At 56.5% G+C, this 16,922-nt stretch carries 15 protein-coding genes; 13 read left to right on the plus strand and 2 right to left on the minus strand.

The features are described 5' to 3' along the window. Window positions 1–140 precede the first annotated feature (140 nt). From hfq to tsf, 5 genes are all read left to right on the plus strand, one after another. On the plus strand, window positions 141–383 hold the full coding sequence (gene hfq / locus AC4GMC_RS06305; protein WP_038002863.1) for an RNA chaperone Hfq: 243 nt from the start codon (window positions 141–143) through the stop codon (window positions 381–383). Then, on the plus strand, window positions 361–1,674 hold the full coding sequence (gene hflX, locus AC4GMC_RS06310) for a GTPase HflX (protein WP_490391441.1): 1,314 nt from the start codon (window positions 361–363) through the stop codon (window positions 1,672–1,674). Before hfq ends, hflX begins: the two co-directional genes overlap by 23 nt. Window positions 1,675–1,808: 134 nt before the next feature. Continuing rightward, complete coding sequence (locus tag AC4GMC_RS06315) at window positions 1,809–2,366, plus strand: lipid-binding SYLF domain-containing protein (RefSeq protein ID WP_487875790.1); 558 nt, start codon at window positions 1,809–1,811, stop codon at window positions 2,364–2,366. Window positions 2,367–2,604: 238 nt separating this feature from the next. Then, complete coding sequence (gene rpsB, locus AC4GMC_RS06320) at window positions 2,605–3,366, plus strand: 30S ribosomal protein S2 (protein ID WP_038002867.1); 762 nt, start codon at window positions 2,605–2,607, stop codon at window positions 3,364–3,366. 76 nt (window positions 3,367–3,442) lie between these two features. Continuing rightward, window positions 3,443–4,318 (plus strand): translation elongation factor Ts, encoded by an 876-nt coding sequence (tsf, locus tag AC4GMC_RS06325; RefSeq protein ID WP_487875789.1) that lies wholly within the window; start codon window positions 3,443–3,445, stop codon window positions 4,316–4,318. Between the two features lie 326 nt (window positions 4,319–4,644). Here tsf and AC4GMC_RS06330 read toward each other — a convergent pair whose 3' ends face one another. Together AC4GMC_RS06330 and aroQ are read right to left on the minus strand one after the other, a co-directional pair. Next, window positions 4,645–5,439, minus strand: a complete 795-nt coding sequence (locus AC4GMC_RS06330) for a helix-turn-helix transcriptional regulator (protein ID WP_487875788.1) — start codon at window positions 5,437–5,439, stop codon at window positions 4,645–4,647. After that, a complete protein-coding gene (aroQ, locus tag AC4GMC_RS06335; protein WP_487875787.1) occupies window positions 5,436–5,882 on the minus strand; it encodes a type II 3-dehydroquinate dehydratase in 447 nt (148 codons plus the stop codon). Before aroQ ends, AC4GMC_RS06330 begins: the two co-directional genes overlap by 4 nt. A 155-nt stretch (window positions 5,883–6,037) precedes the next feature. On the opposite strand from aroQ, the gene AC4GMC_RS06340 reads away from it, so the two are divergent. From AC4GMC_RS06340 to AC4GMC_RS06375, 8 genes are all read left to right on the plus strand, one after another. Beyond that, window positions 6,038–9,187: a 2Fe-2S iron-sulfur cluster-binding protein gene (locus AC4GMC_RS06340; RefSeq protein ID WP_487875786.1), complete on the plus strand. Its 3,150-nt coding sequence runs from the start codon at window positions 6,038–6,040 to the stop codon at window positions 9,185–9,187. 127 nt (window positions 9,188–9,314) lie between these two features. Then, window positions 9,315–10,124: an alpha/beta hydrolase gene (locus AC4GMC_RS06345; protein ID WP_487875785.1), complete on the plus strand. Its 810-nt coding sequence runs from the start codon at window positions 9,315–9,317 to the stop codon at window positions 10,122–10,124. Between the two features lie 30 nt (window positions 10,125–10,154). Further along, window positions 10,155–11,330 carry a kynureninase gene (gene kynU, locus AC4GMC_RS06350; RefSeq protein ID WP_487875784.1) on the plus strand — a complete coding sequence of 392 codons (1,176 nt, stop codon included), beginning with the start codon at window positions 10,155–10,157 and terminating at the stop codon, window positions 11,328–11,330. Between the two features lie 289 nt (window positions 11,331–11,619). Next, complete coding sequence (locus AC4GMC_RS06355) at window positions 11,620–13,581, plus strand: AMP-binding protein (RefSeq protein WP_487875783.1); 1,962 nt, start codon at window positions 11,620–11,622, stop codon at window positions 13,579–13,581. After that, the gene (locus AC4GMC_RS06360) at window positions 13,581–14,414 is read left to right on the plus strand and encodes an ABC transporter ATP-binding protein (protein WP_487875782.1); all 834 of its coding nucleotides are present in this window, start codon (window positions 13,581–13,583) and stop codon (window positions 14,412–14,414) included. Before AC4GMC_RS06355 ends, AC4GMC_RS06360 begins: the two co-directional genes overlap by 1 nt. Window positions 14,415–14,447: 33 nt before the next feature. After that, on the plus strand, window positions 14,448–15,446 hold the full coding sequence (locus AC4GMC_RS06365; protein WP_487875781.1) for a branched-chain amino acid ABC transporter permease: 999 nt from the start codon (window positions 14,448–14,450) through the stop codon (window positions 15,444–15,446). Window positions 15,447–15,455: 9 nt separating this feature from the next. Then, the gene (locus tag AC4GMC_RS06370; RefSeq protein ID WP_487875780.1) at window positions 15,456–16,532 is read left to right on the plus strand and encodes a branched-chain amino acid ABC transporter permease; all 1,077 of its coding nucleotides are present in this window, start codon (window positions 15,456–15,458) and stop codon (window positions 16,530–16,532) included. A 67-nt stretch (window positions 16,533–16,599) separates the two neighbouring features. Further along, a partial coding sequence (locus tag AC4GMC_RS06375) for an ABC transporter substrate-binding protein (protein WP_490367078.1) occupies window positions 16,600–16,922 on the plus strand: 323 nt, incomplete at its 3' end.

Consider the following 16,922-nt stretch of genomic DNA (forward strand, 5'->3'; position numbering starts at 1 on the left):
ATGCATAAATTTTTAGCGACAGGATTAAATCGTTGTTTTGGGGTGGAAATTGACGCGCACGACAAGCATAATCGCCAAAAGCGACCGGTAATGGTGTTACGAGCCGCGTAACGCCTCATAAACAAAAAAGGCATAAAACAATGGCTTCCGACAAGCAAAACCTCCAGGACGCCTTCCTGAATCACGTCCGGAAGACGAAAGTCCCCGTGACGATCTTTCTTATAAATGGTGTTAAATTACAGGGTGTTATTACTTGGTTTGATAACTTTTGCGTGCTTTTGCGCCGCGATGGGCAATCACAGTTGGTCTACAAGCATGCAATCTCGACCGTGATGCCTGCACAGCCGATCAGCCTTTATGATGGCGAAGACCGCGCTGACTGATCCTCTTGAGTCTGGCGCCACCGAGGCGCCCCCGACACGCACTGCCGTGTTGCACCCCGACCTTGGACCCGACCACACCCGCCGCGCACCCGAACATGGGCTTGCGGAGGCGGTGTCTCTGGCCCACGCGTTGCCGGGGCTTGAGGTCGTGCGCGATCAGGTTGTCCGTCTTCCAAAGCCGCATCCGGGCCATTTGTTTGGCACGGGTAAGTTGGCGGAGCTAAAGCAGATTTTGCATGACGATGAGGTGGACCTTGTCGTCATCGATGGCCCTGTGACACCCGTACAGCAGCGTAACCTTGAAAAAGAGTGGAAGGTGAAGCTGTTGGATCGCACCGGGCTGATCCTTGAGATTTTTGCCGACCGCGCGGCAACCCGTGAGGGTGTGTTGCAGGTGGAACTGGCCGCGCTGAGTTATCAACGGACACGGCTGGTACGGGCATGGACCCACCTTGAACGTCAACGCGGTGGCTTGGGTTTTGTCGGCGGGCCGGGTGAGACGCAGATCGAGGCGGACCGTCGCGCGATCGACGATGCGGTGAACCGCATTCGCAAGCAGTTGGCCAAGGTGGTGAAGACACGCGCGCTGCACCGAGCCGCGCGCGCCAAGGTGCCGTACCCGATTGTAGCACTTGTGGGGTATACGAATGCGGGCAAATCTACGCTGTTCAATTATCTGACGGGGGCGGATGTTTTTGCCAAAGACATGCTGTTCGCGACGCTGGATCCGACGATGCGTGCTGTGACGTTGCCCGGTGGCACGGATATTATTTTGTCTGATACCGTTGGTTTTATTTCCGACTTGCCTACGCAGCTGGTTGCGGCGTTCCGCGCGACACTTGAAGAAGTGTTGGATGCCGATTTGATCTGTCATGTGCGCGATATTTCGCATCCCGAAAGTGATGCGCAGGCGCGGGATGTGAATGCCATTCTTGCGCAACTGGGCGTCAGTGAGGAAATTCCCAAGATCGAGCTGTGGAACAAGATCGACGCCGTCGATGCCGACACACGCGCGAGTATCGAGGCAATTGCGGCGCGTCGCGAGGATGTGTTTACACTGTCCGCCGTGACCGGAGAGGGACGCGACCCGGCGCTGGCTGCGATTGCAACCCGCGTAACGCCTGCGACCCACGACGAAGAGGTGTTTGTGCCCTTTGCCGATGGGCGCACACGAGCGTGGTTGCATGGTGAGGATATCATCCAGCAAGAGGCGCAAGAGGACGAAGGATTTCGGATCCAAGTTCGTTGGACCGTCCGCCAGGCCGAACAGTTTGCAAAAATGCGCCGCTAAAGCGGTTTTTGCGGCTGTAACGCAGCATCTGGTGGCGTGACAAGGGATGTCCCCTGTTATATAGTATGCCGCAATCAGGGCGGCCAACCGCCCGGACTTTTGATATCGGCAGTAAACATTACAGGATCACGAACATGACCACTTTCTCCCGTCGCGGATTTATTACGACGGCTGTCGCGCCATTGGCTTTGGCGGCGTGCGGCAATGGGATTAACAGCAAAGGCGCCTCAACGATTGACGCTCGCGTCGATAGCGCGCTGGATTTTCTTTACAGCGACGTCGAGGGTGCGCAACGCCTTGGCGATACGTCGGCGGGTGTCTTGGTGATGCCGCTGATCACCGAAGCCGGGTTTGGCTTTGGTGCTGGGTACGGCCGTGGCGCGCTGCGCGTTGGTGGTGCGACGGTTGACTACTACTCTGCTGCGAACGCTTCGTTTGGGTTGCAGATCGGAGCGCAACAATACGCCCATGCCTTGTTCTTTATGACAGAAGAGGCTTTGAACAACTTCCGCTCCGGGCCCGGATGGGCTGCTGGCGCAGACTTAGAGTATGCCTTGTCAGGGCAGGGCGACAGTGTAAGTGCAGACACAACCAGTGCGCTAGATCCTGTGATTGCAGTGATTTTTGGCCAAGCTGGTTTGATTGCAGGGGCCTCTCTTGAGGGGACAAAGTATACGCGGATCATCCCCTAAGGACGCGTTGCGCAGCCTTGTGGCTGCGCCCCAGGCGAGGGGCCAGCCCCTCGCGCACCCCTGGATATTTGGAAACCAAAGAAAGCCTCTTGTGATTTGGGTAAGCGCGCGTTAAGTCGCGCGTACTTCACAGGGTGAGGTTGGGTCATTCGGGGAGACATCCCGTGTGTATCCGCCGGTTGGGACATTTGTCTCGCATGCCTCGCCCGAGGATTGAAACCGGAAAGGAAGATACGAGATGGCTTTGCCCGAATTCTCGCTGCGTCAGCTTTTGGAAGCTGGTGTGCACTTTGGTCACCAGACCCAACGTTGGAACCCCCGTATGGCACCGTACATCTACGGTGGCAAAAACGGCATCCACATCATGGACCTTACCCAAACCGTTCCTATGCTTGAGCAAGCTCTGAACGTTGTTCGGGACACTGTGGCTAAAGGCGGCCGCGTTCTGTTCGTGGGCACCAAGCGTCAGGCTCAAAAGCCGATTGCTGATGCTGCTGAGCGTTGTGCACAATATTACATGAACCACCGTTGGCTGGGCGGCACGCTCACCAACTGGAAAACGGTTTCCAACTCTATCGCGCGCCTGAAGGCGATTGATGAAGCATCTGCTCAGGGCTTTGCTGGTTTGACCAAAAAAGAGCGCCTCGGTATGGAACGCGACCAAGCCAAGCTGGAAGCTTCGTTGGGTGGTATCCGCGAAATGGGTGGTGTGCCTGACCTGTTGTTCGTCATCGACGTCAACAAAGAAGACCTTGCTATCGCTGAAGCGAAAAAGCTGGGTATTCCAGTTGTGGGTATCGTCGATACAAACTGCTCACCCGATGGTGTAGATTACATCATTCCTGGCAACGATGACGCAGCACGCGCGATCGCGCTGTACTGTGACCTGGTTGCCCGTGCGGCGCTGGACGGCATGTCCGCCCAACTGGGTGCGGCTGGTGTCGACATCGGTGCAATGGAAGAAGCACCTGCTGAGGAAGCTGTCGCCGCAGAGGCCTAAGGCCTATTGCGTCACACTGCTGATACCGGGAGGGGCTAGCCCCCTCCCACGACAATTCCGAACAAGGAGACCAGAGATGGCGATTACCGCTGCATTGGTGAAAGAACTGCGCGATACGACCGGCGCAGGCATGATGGACGCGAAAAAAGCGTTGACCGAAACGGACGGCGACATGGAAGCAGCAGTCGATTGGCTGCGCACCAAGGGCCTCGCGAAAGCGGCGAAAAAGTCCGGCCGTACGGCAGCAGAAGGGCTTGTGGCCGTTGCTGTTGAAGGCAACACAGCTGTTGCACTGGAAGTGAACTCTGAGACCGACTTCGTTGGTAAAAACGCTGAGTTCCAAGAGATGGTCGCATCCTTTGCTGGCGCTGCGCTGTCGGTTGATGATGTTGATGCGCTGAAAGCGGCTGAGCTGAACGGTAAATCCGTTGAGGACACGCTGACCGCCAAGATCGCAACAATCGGCGAGAACATGTCGATCCGCCGCATGGCGAAACTGACTGGCGAGACTGTTGTATCCTATGTGCACAATGCAGCCGCGCCCGGTATGGGCAAAATCGGTGTGCTTGTGGCCATGAACGGTGGCAACGAAGCGCTCGGCAAGCAGATCGCAATGCACGTTGCCGCCGTGAACCCCGCGTCTTTGTCGGAGGCTGATCTTGACCCAGCCGTGGTCGAGAAAGAAAAGCAGGTTCAGATCGACATCGCACGCGAGTCCGGCAAGCCCGAGCAAGTGATCGAAAAGATGATCGTTGGCCGCATGAACAAATTCATGGCGGAAGTCACACTTGTGAACCAAGTGTTCGTTGTGAACCCTGATCTGACTGTTGGCGCGGCTGCGGCTGAAGCTGGCGCAGAAATCACTGGTTTCGTGCGTCTTGAAGTCGGCGAAGGCATCGAGAAAAAAGAAGAAGACTTCGCAGCCGAAGTCGCGAAAGCCGTTAAAGGCTAAGCGCATTCCGCGTAGCTGAGAAACGATAAGCGCCGCTGGGGTTAACCAGCGGCGCTTTTTTCATGGGTGCCCTAGCGTCTGGGGATGATAATTAGACAAACACCCAATCAAGTGCCGCGACCCTGGCGGACTATACACCAGGGCCGCAACGATCCCGAATTCATCGAGCAGAGCACCATTCAGGCTGCTATCCCAACCCGTTTGGCACGCTGATTAGTCTCAAGGCACAACGCCCCAACTCACAAGACACTTTCGATACTACAGATTGACGCGGCATCAGGAAGTAAGGAAATCCCTACTAAATCGTTAACGTGTATCACAAGATATTACCGAAGGCTGCTAGAGATAAACACTTGGTTAAGGAGTGAGGCTTTTAGGATCGCTTGAGCCGTAGTGTCGACGTCCAGCGCCTCGCGGGCGAGTCGCAGGTGTTTTTCGACTGTGGCAACGTTTCGTTCCCATAATTGGGCGATATCTTGTATAGTTTTGCCATCAGCGACCATTTCTAGTGCGTCTCGTTGGCGGGTCGTGAGAACCCGGTTGCCGATGTAGGGCAGATCGTTCAGCTTGAGATGCGCGAGGTTGCAAAGAACTTCAATTTCAAGCCCTTTGTCCTGCCACAGAGCGTCGATTTGGTCTTGGCTCATGTGGGATGAGCACACTCCAATCCCGCCATTGCTGCGTTGTGACAGCCGGGGAAAAGAAACGGTAAAGCCCGCCTTAATGTTGTACTTGGCGTTCAGCTCCATGACCTTGGTTTGTGCAGGGGTCAGTGCGCCGTCCATCAAGGCTTTGCGAGAGTGGCTCCAACTGATTGCGGAGCCGGGATTGTGCGACACCCATTCGATGGTGGGTGCGCTTTTGTAATACTCGTCGCCGAGGAAAGTCTTGATGTAATCGGGGGGGTAGTTGGTGAGGATGACTGCGTCGCTCAGATCGCCAAAGTCATTCTTGGTGCGGAACTGTGTGGCGGCATAAAAGACGCGGTCAAAGCCGTATTGCGCCAGTTGTTTGAGGACCATGGGCCAAGCTTCTTCAAGGGTCTTGGCTTGGGTCAATCCCTTGAGAGCGGACAAAAGTTCCGTGGCTGTCGGGCAGCGGACTGTGGTGGGTCCATTCACGGCCCGCCCACTTTCAGGTGGTTCGTCATGGCCCGCAGCGCCAGCTCATATCCTGCCGTTCCCAGACCAGCGATAACACCGACACAGGTGCGGGCGATCATGGAATGGTGGCGAAATTCCTCGCGGGCGTAGACATTAGAGATGTGGACCTCAATCACCGGTAGCCCTGTACCGGCAATCGCGTCATGCAGCGCTATTGAGGTGTGTGTGTAGGCGCCCGCATTGATCACAACACCGGCGCATGTGTCACGGGCGGCGTGGATTTCGTCGACCATCGTGCCTTCGTGGTTGGACTGGGCGCAGCGCACCGTAATCCCCAATTCTGCCGCGATCTGGTGGCAATCGGCCTCCACATCGGGGAGTGTTTTTGCACCATAGATGCCGGGCTCTCGCGTGCCGAGCAAATTGAGGTTCGGGCCGTTCAGTACTAAGATTTGTGTCATGAAAAAACGTTAGCCGTTGATCCATGCGCGCGGCAAGTCATCAGTCGCCGCAGTGGCGGATTGGGTTTCGCCATTGGCTGCCCCTGCGGCACGGAAGCAACACCCATTGCCCACCGCTGCTGCCCGGGCCACGGTGCGCCGGAGGGAGGGCCCCAATGCCGCGCATTTTTTCGAATCGTAACCGTCCGCTACATGCGGGCGCTTTGCCGACCGAGCGCTTGCCAAAGCAGCGGTCAGTGGATTTGCGCGCCGTGCCCGCAATGCGTGCGCTGCGATTTGAGGGGCCGGAGGGGTCTATTATTCATGCCATGGCCGAGCATCAGGCCATGTTGGATGCCATCCGCGATGGGGTGACGAACCCCGCCCAGTCCGAAATCCCGGCAGATCCCGCCGCGCGTACCGATCACCTTAAGGCGTTTGCAACCTTTTGCGATGCGACGCTTGTCGGGGTGTGCCGTTTGGAGCCGGGGGATCATTTGGTTAATCCCATTCAAAACCCCGAGGTCGCGACCCTAGCAGAGGCGTTGCGCACGCGGCAAACCAAGACGTTGGCCGCCGGGATTGACCTGATTATGGCGGATCTTAAAGAGTCCGTCTCAACACCGCCGGGTGACATGACCCACCATCAGTTCGCGCTCGTCTTTGCCTATGCGCAGCCGCGCGCCCCGCGCTTGGCCGAGGCTGGAACAGATTGGATCAAGGGCGCAGAACGCCATCGGTCCGCTCTGCTTGGGGCGGAAACATCCACCGTTTTAGCGAATTATATCAGGCTTTTGGGGTGGGATGCGCGTGCCCATACCGAAACCACATCTGACGTTGATCTGAACCGACTGGCTGTCGCGTCTGGTGTGGCTATTTGGGATGGAGGGGTGCTGCGACATCCATTTTTGCCAAATGGTTTTGCGCTTGCTGCGGTGACGACAGCGCTTGAACTTAGACCGGACGCGCCGCTGGCATCGTCTGCGGTTACAGCGCCGGGGCAGGCGGTGCGTGACCCTTACGCGCGCCGAGATTTCAAGGATGGTGCCCATCCGTTTGAGACGCTCAAGCGCGTCGATCAACCCACAACCTATATGGACGAACCCAATATTCCGCGTGTCCCTAAACGTGCTGATTTGTTCGCGCGCGCCCAGTTCGGCGATATGGGCCCGGCGCTGCAAAAGGCGGCGACCGGGGGGTATTACGTGCGCAAGGCCGCGCCTTCTGCGGCGCAACGTCGGGCTCTTGGGGCGTTTGTGTTACTGCAAGACGGCGCACCGGCCCCAGTGCAACAGGCCGTCGCACCGCGCACCGCGTCTGAGTTGATCAAGGCGACCAGTTATTTTCTTGGTGTAGATGCGGTGGGCATTTCGCGCTGCCCTGAGTGGGCGTGGTACAGCCATGACGCGCGCGGCGCGCCGATTGATCCGCTGCATGATCAGGCGATCTCAATGGTGATCGACCAAGGCTACGAGACGATGGAGGGTTCTTCGGGCGACGATTGGATCGCGGTGGCTCAAAGCATGCGTGCCTACCTGCGGTTTTCGCTATTGGGCGGGGTGGTGGCCGCACAAATTCGTGCCTTGGGCTATAGTGCTAAGGCGCACACCGTGATGGACGGTGAAGTTTTACAACCGCCTCTGCTGTTGCTCAGCGGTTTGGGCGAGGTCAGCCGCATTGGTGAGGTTATCCTAAATCCGTTCTTGGGGCCGCGTCTGAAATCGGGGGTGGTCACGACTGACATGCCTTTGGCTCATGACCAGCCCATCGACTTCGGGATGCAATCCTTTTGCGCGGCTTGCAATAAATGCGCGCGTGAATGTCCTTCGGGGGCGATCACTGCGGGGCCAAAACGGATGTTTAATGGCTATGAGATCTGGAAATCCGACAGCCAAAAATGCACCACCTATCGCGTGACAACGCCCGGTGGGGCGATGTGTGGCCGCTGCATGAAGACCTGCCCGTGGAACCTTGAGGGGTTGTTTCGTGACGCGGCCTTCCGCAAGGTCGCGATGACTGTGCCAAAGGCGGCCCCGATCCTTGCCAAGTTGGACGATACATTGGGGCGGGGTGGGCTAAACCCAGTCAAGAAATGGTGGTGGGACTTAGAGCTAAGCGAGGCAGGCTCGTATCACCCGACCCAACATACCGTGAACGCGCGTGGCCTGCAAAAGGACCTCAAGATTGATCATAGTGATCAGACGCTTGCGGTCTATCCAGCGCCCTTGGCGGCACACCCGTATCCCTATCCAGATCCCATGGATCGGGAGGCCGGGATCGCCGCTTACAAAGCGATGGTGCCCGCAAAAGATCATATAGCGGCTGTCGCGCAAGGCGATGAAAGCGTGTTGCATCGCACCCGTCCGACTGGTGAAAGTCCGGTGCTGCCTCTCGTGGTCAGTGCGGTCACTCCGGAGGCCGAAGGCATCACCACCTATACGCTGCGTGACCCCGATGGCGCCCCATTGCCGCGCTGGACACCGGGCGCTCATATCGACCTGTTGATCGCGCCCGAATACCTGCGGCCTTATTCACTGACCGGGGATCCGGAGGATCGCAGTTGCTACCGCATAGGGGTCTTGCGTGAGGATGCGGGTAGGGGCGGCTCAAAGCTGTTGCATCGCATATTCGAAGCGGGGCGTCGGGTGTATGCGGCGCGTCCGATCAACCACTTTCCACTGGTGTCGAACGCGGCATCCGTCACGCTGATGGCTGGTGGTATCGGGATTACGCCGATGATCCCTATGGCACATGCTCTGCACCGTGCAGGCACGCCGTTTACCCTGCGATATTCGGGTCGGAGCCGCGCGACAATGGGGTTCATACCAGAGCTAGAGACAGCTCCTTGGGCGGATCACGTGCATCTGCATATCTCCGATGAAGGGGGGCGCGCCGACATGAAGGATATACTCCAATATTCTGATAATGCGCATATTTATACCTGCGGTGGTGGCGCATACATGGAAGACGTGATGCAAACCGCGCGAGTTTTGGGCTATCCCGAGGATGCGCTGCACCTCGAATATTTTGCCGTTCCGGAGGTGGAGGAGGCCCCCCGCGCGCCCTTTACCTTGCGTTTAGCCCGCAGTGGGCGCGAAGTCTCGGTTGCCGCCGATCAAGTGGCCTCCGACGCGCTGATCGCGGCGGGCATTGCCGTTGATGTCAAATGCAGCGATGGGCTGTGCGGGGTGTGTAGTTGCAAGGTCATCGCGGGGAATGTTGATCATCGTGATTTCGTACTGTCTGCAGCACAGCGGAATGAAGCCATGATCCTGTGCCAATCTCGCGCAGCGGAACCCGATGGCGTGGTTGAAATCGACCTTTAGACGGGCGGCAGATTTGGTTTCATTCCGAGATTTTTAAAAAGGTAAACAAGCCTGAAGGAGATCGGGGAATTGGGTTGCAGCCAACTTGGTGCACCGCCAAGATCGATATCGCAAAGGGGAGGCTAGAATGACAGCAATCGATTGGGATGACGCCTATGCGAACATGCCCTATGTACCGGGTGCCGAGGCACTGCCGGGGCAGTGGGCCGCTGAGGCCGAAGCGTTTCGTGCCAGCGACATCGCCAATGAAACGATCCGCTATGGTGCTGCACCGCGGTGTGAAATGGACATCCTTAGCCCCAGGCAATCGCCCCTAGGGCTGATGGTCTTTGTTCATGGAGGATATTGGATGAAATTTGACCGTAGCTACTGGAGTCACCTCGCCAAGGGCGCGCTTGAACGGGGTTGGGCCGTCGCTATCCCGAGCTACACACTCGCGCCAGAGGCGCGGGTCAGTCAGATGACAGCCGAGATTGGGGCCGCGATTGTATGCGCCGCAAAGGCGATCGCGGGGCCTGTTCGATTGGCTGGGCATTCGGCTGGTGGGCACTTGGTTAGCAGGATGATCTGTGCCGATAGCCCCCTGCCCAAAGACGTTCAGGACCGGATTGTGCATACAGTCTCAATCAGTGGCTTACATGACTTGCGCCCGCTTCTTTGGACCAAGCTGAACGCGACCTTGAACCTCAACATGGATGAGGCAACGGCTGAGAGCGCGGCTCTTTGTATGCCACGGTCCGGTGTGTCTATAACTGCTTGGGTTGGGGGCGATGAACGGCCCGAATTCATCCGGCAGGCGCAGGCTCTGCATACGATGTGGGCGGGGCTAGAGGCGCAGACGGCTTGTATTGTCGACCCCGGCCACAACCACTTCAGCGTTATCGAAGCGTTGACTGACCCTAAGTCCGACCTTTTGAACGAAATCCTTGGCGCATAGCCATTCAAGCGAGATACACCCATGTTGCCCATGAAAGACCGCTTTCAGATTCCCGAGGGGATGATCTACCTCGACGGAAACTCGCTTGGCCCATTGCCCAAATCGACCCCAGATGCCGTAGCCAACATGCTTTCGCAGCAATGGGGCGCGCATTTGATTAAGGGCTGGAACGAGGATGATTGGATGGGTCAACCGGCCCGCGTGGGCAATATGGTGGGCCGTTTGATCGGCGCACCTAAGGGCAGTGTGACCATGGGGGACACGCTCTCGATCAAAGTCTTCCAAGCGCTTTCGTCGGCGCTGGATCTGCGGCCTAGTCGGCGTGTTGTTCTATCCGATAGCGGCAATTTTCCGACTGATTTGTACATGGCTGAAGGGCTGCTTCGATCACGCGCTGGTGACTATGAATTGCGCGTTGTGCCGCCCGAGGACATACAAGCGGCCATCAACGATGAGGTTGCTGTGGTGATGCTGACACAGGTCGATTACCGCACGGGCCGAATGCATGACATGGCGAAAATTACAGAGGCTGCGCATGCCGCCGGGGCTGTTTTGGTGTGGGATCTCGCGCATAGTGCGGGGGCTGTTCCGGTGAATCTGCTCGCCGCGCAATGTGAATTTGCTGTAGGCTGCACCTACAAATATCTCAACGGCGGTCCGGGTGCGCCGGCATTTATCTACGTGCGTCCTGATCTGATCGATACACTGGATCCCGTCCTGTGCGGATGGCTTGGGCACGATGCACCCTTTGCGTTTGAGCCAAGCTATCGACCCGCCCCGGGGATTGAGAGGATGCGTGTCGGCACGCCGCCAGTGATGCAATTGACCGCCCTTGAGGATGCTTTGCGCATTTGGGATGGGATCGATATGACCGACATCCGCGCCGCGAGCCTTCGCCTATGCGACGCATTTATCACTCAGGTTGAGACGCGATGCCCGGAGCTGACGCTTGTCAGCCCACGTGAGGGCGCGATGCGAGGCTCTCAGGTGTCGTTCACACACCCCGAGGGATACGCGGTGATGCAGGCTTTGATTGCTCATGACGTGATCGGTGATTACCGTGCGCCGAACATCATGCGCTTTGGATTTACGCCGCTTTACATCGATGAAAGCGACGTATCTCATGCGGTTGATAGGCTCTGTAATATTCTTGACAAAAGGCTGTGGGATACGCCCGATTTTCGGGCGCCCAAGCGCGTTACATAGCCCCGGCAGGGGTGGTGATTTGACGAAAATCGATAAAACTCAAACGCCAAAAGCGCGCGTCAGGCACCGCTAAAGAAGGTGGCTGCTCTTGAGCTGTGATGGTTGACCTTTGCGTTAAGTGCTAAGGATGTCCTCTTTGTAAAATAATGTTTCTCAAACAAGAGGTTAAATATTTTTCAAAATACTTTCAAAAAGCACCTTGGAATTCGTAAAAATCCCGTCAAGACTGTGAGTCCAACACACGAAACGCGGCGCCCAATGACCGCGCGTGACGGGAGGAGAAACGATCATGACGTCTGCGCAAGACGCATCTCAAGGCGTGAGCATACCCCATCTACTGGCGCGAAATGCAGCCAAGTTCGGGGATCGCCCAGCCTATCGAGAAAAAGAATTTGGAATTTGGCAAAGCTGGACGTGGTCGCAAACAGCGTCTGAGATTGAAGCGTTGGCTTTGGGATTGTTGTCACTCGGGGTGGCCCCCGGTGATCACGTGGCGATTATCGGACGCAATCGCCCGGCGCTTTATTGGTCGATGGTTGCGGTGCAGTGTATCGGGGCCGTTCCCGTGCCGCTATACCAGGACGCCGTTGTCGAAGAGATGACGTATGTTTTGGAGCATTGTGGCGCACGTTTTGTGATTGCAGGCGATCAGGAGCAAGTGGACAAGGTGCTTGAGGTGAAAGGCACTACGACCGTCATTGAGCACATCGTTTACTTTGATAAACGCGGTCTTAGGAAATATGACCACACTGCGATGACGAGCCTTTCGGATGTGCAGGCGCAAGGGCGTGGCGCATCGAATGAAATGATCAAAACCATGCAGGCGCGCCGTGACGGACTTGGGTTCGACGACACCTGTGTGATGCTGTACACATCCGGAACGACGGGTAAGCCGAAGGGCGTTGTGTTGAGCAATCGCAATGTGATTGAGACGGCCCAAAACTCATCGACTTTTGACACGCTTGGACCCGGCGAAGAGGTTTTGGCCTATCTGCCGATGGCATGGGTTGGGGATTTCATTTTCTCAATCGGTCAGGCGTATTGGACGGGTTTCTGCGTTAACTGCCCCGAAAGTGCGGCGACGATGCAAAGCGATCTGCGCGAAATTGGGCCGACCTATTTCTTTGCGCCCCCAGCGATCTTTGAAAGCCATTTGACACAGGTGATGATCCGCATGGAGGACGCAAGTCGCTTTAAGCGTGGCATGTTCCACATGTTTATGGAACACGCCCGACGCGTCGGACCTGCCATTTTGGATGGTGCTTCCGTTGGCCTTTGGGATCGGCTGAAATACGCGCTCGGTAACGTGATGGTTTATGGGCCGTTGAAAAACACCCTCGGCATGAGCCGTATTCGGGTTGGTTATACGGCTGGCGAAGCGATCGGCCCGGAACTCTTTGATTTTTATAGGTCTCTTGGGATTAACCTAAAGCAGCTATACGGTCAGACTGAGGCGACCGTGTTCATCACGCAGCAGCCTGATGGGCAGGTGCGCTCGGACACTGTGGGGGTTCCTAGCCCCGGGGTTGAGATTAAGATTGCCGACAGCGGCGAGGTTTTTTATCGCTCTCCGGGGACTTTCCAGTCTTATTTCAAAAACCCTGAAAGCACGGCCTCCACCAAGGATGCAGAGGGTTGGGTCGCAACGGGCGACGCGGGGTTTATCGAAGAGTCCACCGGCCATCTGCGCATCATTGATCGGATCAAGGACGTGGCGCGCATGTCGGACGGTTCCATGTTCGCGCCGAAGTACGTTGAGAACAAACTTAAGTTTTATCCCAACGTGTTAGAGGCTGTGGTGTTTGGCGCAGGGCGGGATCGGTGCTGTGCCTTTATCAACATTGATTTGACGGCGGTCGGCAACTGGGCTGAGCGCAACAATATCGCCTATTCCTCCTACCAAGAGCTGTCACAGCACCCTCAAGTACTTGAGATCATTGAAGGGCATGTCAACGCCGTCAACGCCAGCGTGGCCCAAGATGAGATGCTGTCTGGATGTCAAATCCACCGCTTTCTCGTGCTGCACAAGGAATTGGATGCTGATGATGGTGAGCTGACGCGCACCAAAAAGGTTCGTCGTGTCGTGATCGCAGAGAAGTTCGATGATTTGATCGAGGCGCTGTACAGCGACGCGCCTGAGGTCACGACCGAGACAGAAGTCACCTACGAAGACGGGCGCAAGGGCACTATCCGAGCAACGCTTTCGATCCGTGATGGGGACGTCTTTCCCAAGCTGGAGGCAGTTGCGTGATGCTTGAAAATCAAACACTTGCCCCCAGCGATGGTTACGTGACAGCAGATGGTCGTCAGATTGGCGGGGTCATGATGGACCTTCGCAATATCACCCTTCGGTTCGGCGGGGTTGAGGCGATCAAGGACATCTCATTCGATATCCGTGAAGGTGAAATTCGCGCCATCATTGGGCCGAACGGGGCGGGTAAATCGTCGATGTTGAATGTGATTTCGGGGTTCTATGTGCCGCAAGAAGGTGAGGTTTGGTTTAACGGCACCAAGCGCCCGCCGACCAAACCTTATCAAGTCGCGCGCCAAGGGATTGCGCGGACATTCCAGAATATCGCGCTGTTCGAAGGTATGTCAGTTCTCGATAACGTGATGACCGGGCGGCTGCGGCAAATGTCATCTGGATTGTTCTCTCAGGCGCTTTGGTGGGGCAAGGCCCAGACCGAAGAGGTTGAAAACCGTGCGGCTGTTGAACGGATCATCGACTTTCTGGAGATCCAATCGATCCGAAAGACGCCCGTGGGTCGTTTGCCCTATGGTTTGAAAAAGCGCGTTGAACTTGCACGCGCCTTGGCCGCTGAGCCGCACCTTCTGCTGCTTGATGAACCGATGGCTGGCATGAACGTCGAGGAAAAAGAGGATATGAGCCGCTTTATCCTAGATGTGAACGATGAATTTGGCACCACAATCGCGTTGATTGAGCACGATATGGGCGTGGTGATGGACCTTTCGGACCGTGTGGTCGTGATGGACTATGGACGCAAAATTGGGGACGGCACGCCCGAAGAAGTCCGCAACAATGAGGCCGTGATCGACGCCTATCTGGGGGTGAGCCATGATTAATCGGATGGACGTGACGACCGGAGGGCTATGCTAATGTCGGCTGATTTTCTGTATGGCATTGAGGTCGTGATCAACGGCCTGATGGCCGGGGTTCTTTATGCGCTGGTCGCACTTGGCTTTGTGTTGATCTACAAAGCGTCGGGAATTTTCAATTACGCGCAAGGGGTTATGGCCTTGTTCGGCGCGCTCACGCTGACCGGGATCATGTCGGGGCAGGTGCCCTTCGCCCATTTGATCAACGCAACCTTCGGAACGCATATTCATAACTTTGGATGGAATGTACCGGCCCTTGGGGCCATTGCGCTGACGCTGGTTGTGATGGTCGGCTTTGCGTGGATGGTCCAAAAATTCGTGTTCCGGCACCTTGTGGGGCAAGAACCGATCATCCTGTTTATGGCGACGATTGGGCTGGCCTATTTCCTAGAAGGAATGGGCGATCTGATGTGGGGGTCTGACATCAAGAAGCTTGATGTTGGCCTTCCTCAGGGCGGCTCGCGCTGGATTGAGGATATCACAGCCGGTCTTGGCGGTGACGATTTCTACGGCTTCTTTATCGACAAGCTGGATATGGTGGCGACCCTTGTCGCCGCGATACTTGTGATCAGCCTAGTGATGTTCAGCCAGTACACCAAACAGGGTCGTGCAATGCGCGCCGTGGCAGATGACCACCAAGCCGCTCTGTCGGTCGGTATCTCGCTTAACTACATTTGGATACTTGTCTGGTCGCTCGCAGGACTTGTCGCGCTGGTCGCTGGCATCATGTGGGGCGCGAAATCAGGCGTGCAATTCTCGCTTTCGCTGATCGCGCTCAAGGCGCTGCCGGTCCTGATGTTGGGGGGCTTTACCTCCATCCCCGGTGCGATTGTCGGTGGGTTGATCATTGGGGTGGGCGAAAAGTTGTTCGAATACCTCATTGGCGCACCTTTCCTTGGTGGTGCGACTGAAAACTGGTTTGCCTACGTGCTGGCCCTCATCTTCCTCGTCTTCCGGCCCCAAGGCCTGTTTGGCGAGAAAATTATCGAACGCGTATAGGAGGCGAGCATGTTTTATCGCGAAGCCGGAGACTTCAAAACGTCCTACGTGGCCGATAGCCAGACCTTTCCGCTCAAGCTTGATAAGGTTGGGTTTTGGGTGACCATGATGGTGGCATGGGGCGTCATTCCCTTCATCATCACGGACTACTGGGCAAGTGCACTGTTGGTGCCGTTTCTGATCTATGCGATCGCGGCAATCGGCTTGAATATCCTGACGGGCTATTGCGGGCAGGTGTCGTTGGGCACGGGCGGTTTCATGGCGGTGGGCGCATACGCCTGCTATAAATTGATGACCTCGTTCCCAGATGTGAACATCCTGATCCACATTCTTTTGTCGGGCGGGATCACGGCAGCAGTAGGAACTGCGTTCGGCCTGCCTTCGTTGCGGATCAAGGGCTTCTACCTCGCGGTTGCTACGTTGGCTGCGCAGTTTTTCCTTGTCTGGTTGTTCAACAAAGTCAGCTGGTTCTACAATTATTCAGCCTCGGGGCAGATTAACGCGCCTGAGCGGTTGGTGGCCGGTTTCGCGGTGACGGGGCCCGCATCGCCCGCGTGGGCACAATACTTGGTGTGCCTGTTCTTTGTGACACTTTGCGCGCTCATTGCTCGTAACTTGACCCGAGGATCCGTGGGCCGGTCATGGATGGCGATCCGGGACATGGACATCGCGGCCGAGATCATCGGCGTGAACCCGTTGCGCGCAAAATTGTCTGCGTTTGCTGTCAGTTCCTTCTTTGTTGGGATCGCGGGGGCGTTGTTTTTCGCGGTGTATCTAGGCGCGGTTGAGGTGGGTGAGGCCTTTGGCATCCAGAAATCTTTCCTCGTCTTGTTCATGATCATCATCGGCGGCTTGGGTTCGATCTTTGGCAGCTTTGCTGGGGCCGCCTTCCTTGTGCTGCTGCCCGTTGCGCTCAAGATTGTAGGCGTTGATTGGCTGGGCTGGCCCACCGATTTGGTCGCGCATTTCCAGCTCGTGATTGTGGGCGCGTTGATCATGTTCTTCTTAATCAAGGAACCCCACGGGCTTGCCCATATTTGGGGCTTGGCAAAGGAAAAACTCCGGCGCTGGCCTTTCCCCTATTAATACAGAACCCCGGATCAACCGGGGGCAATCCAAATATCAGACAATTGAAACTGGGAGGTATCATCTGATGAAATGTAAACTTATTGCTGCTGCTGTGGCAGGGACATTGGCCGCAGGGCCCGCGTTGGCGGATCTGGTCATACCCGATCTTAGCTATCGCACTGGTCCTTATGCAGCGGGTGGCACACCCTTTTCTGACGGCTATCAGGATTACTTCAACCTGTTGAATGCACGCGACGGCGGCATCGGCGGAGAGCCGATCCGGATCATCGAATGTGAAACCGGCTACAACACAGAAAAAGGCGTTGAGTGCTACGAGTCCACCAAGGGCGAGGGGGCTTTGATCTATCAACCGCTCTCGACCGGGATCACCTATCAGTTGATCCCCAA

It is taken from the genome of Thalassobacter sp. (assembly GCF_982993085.1).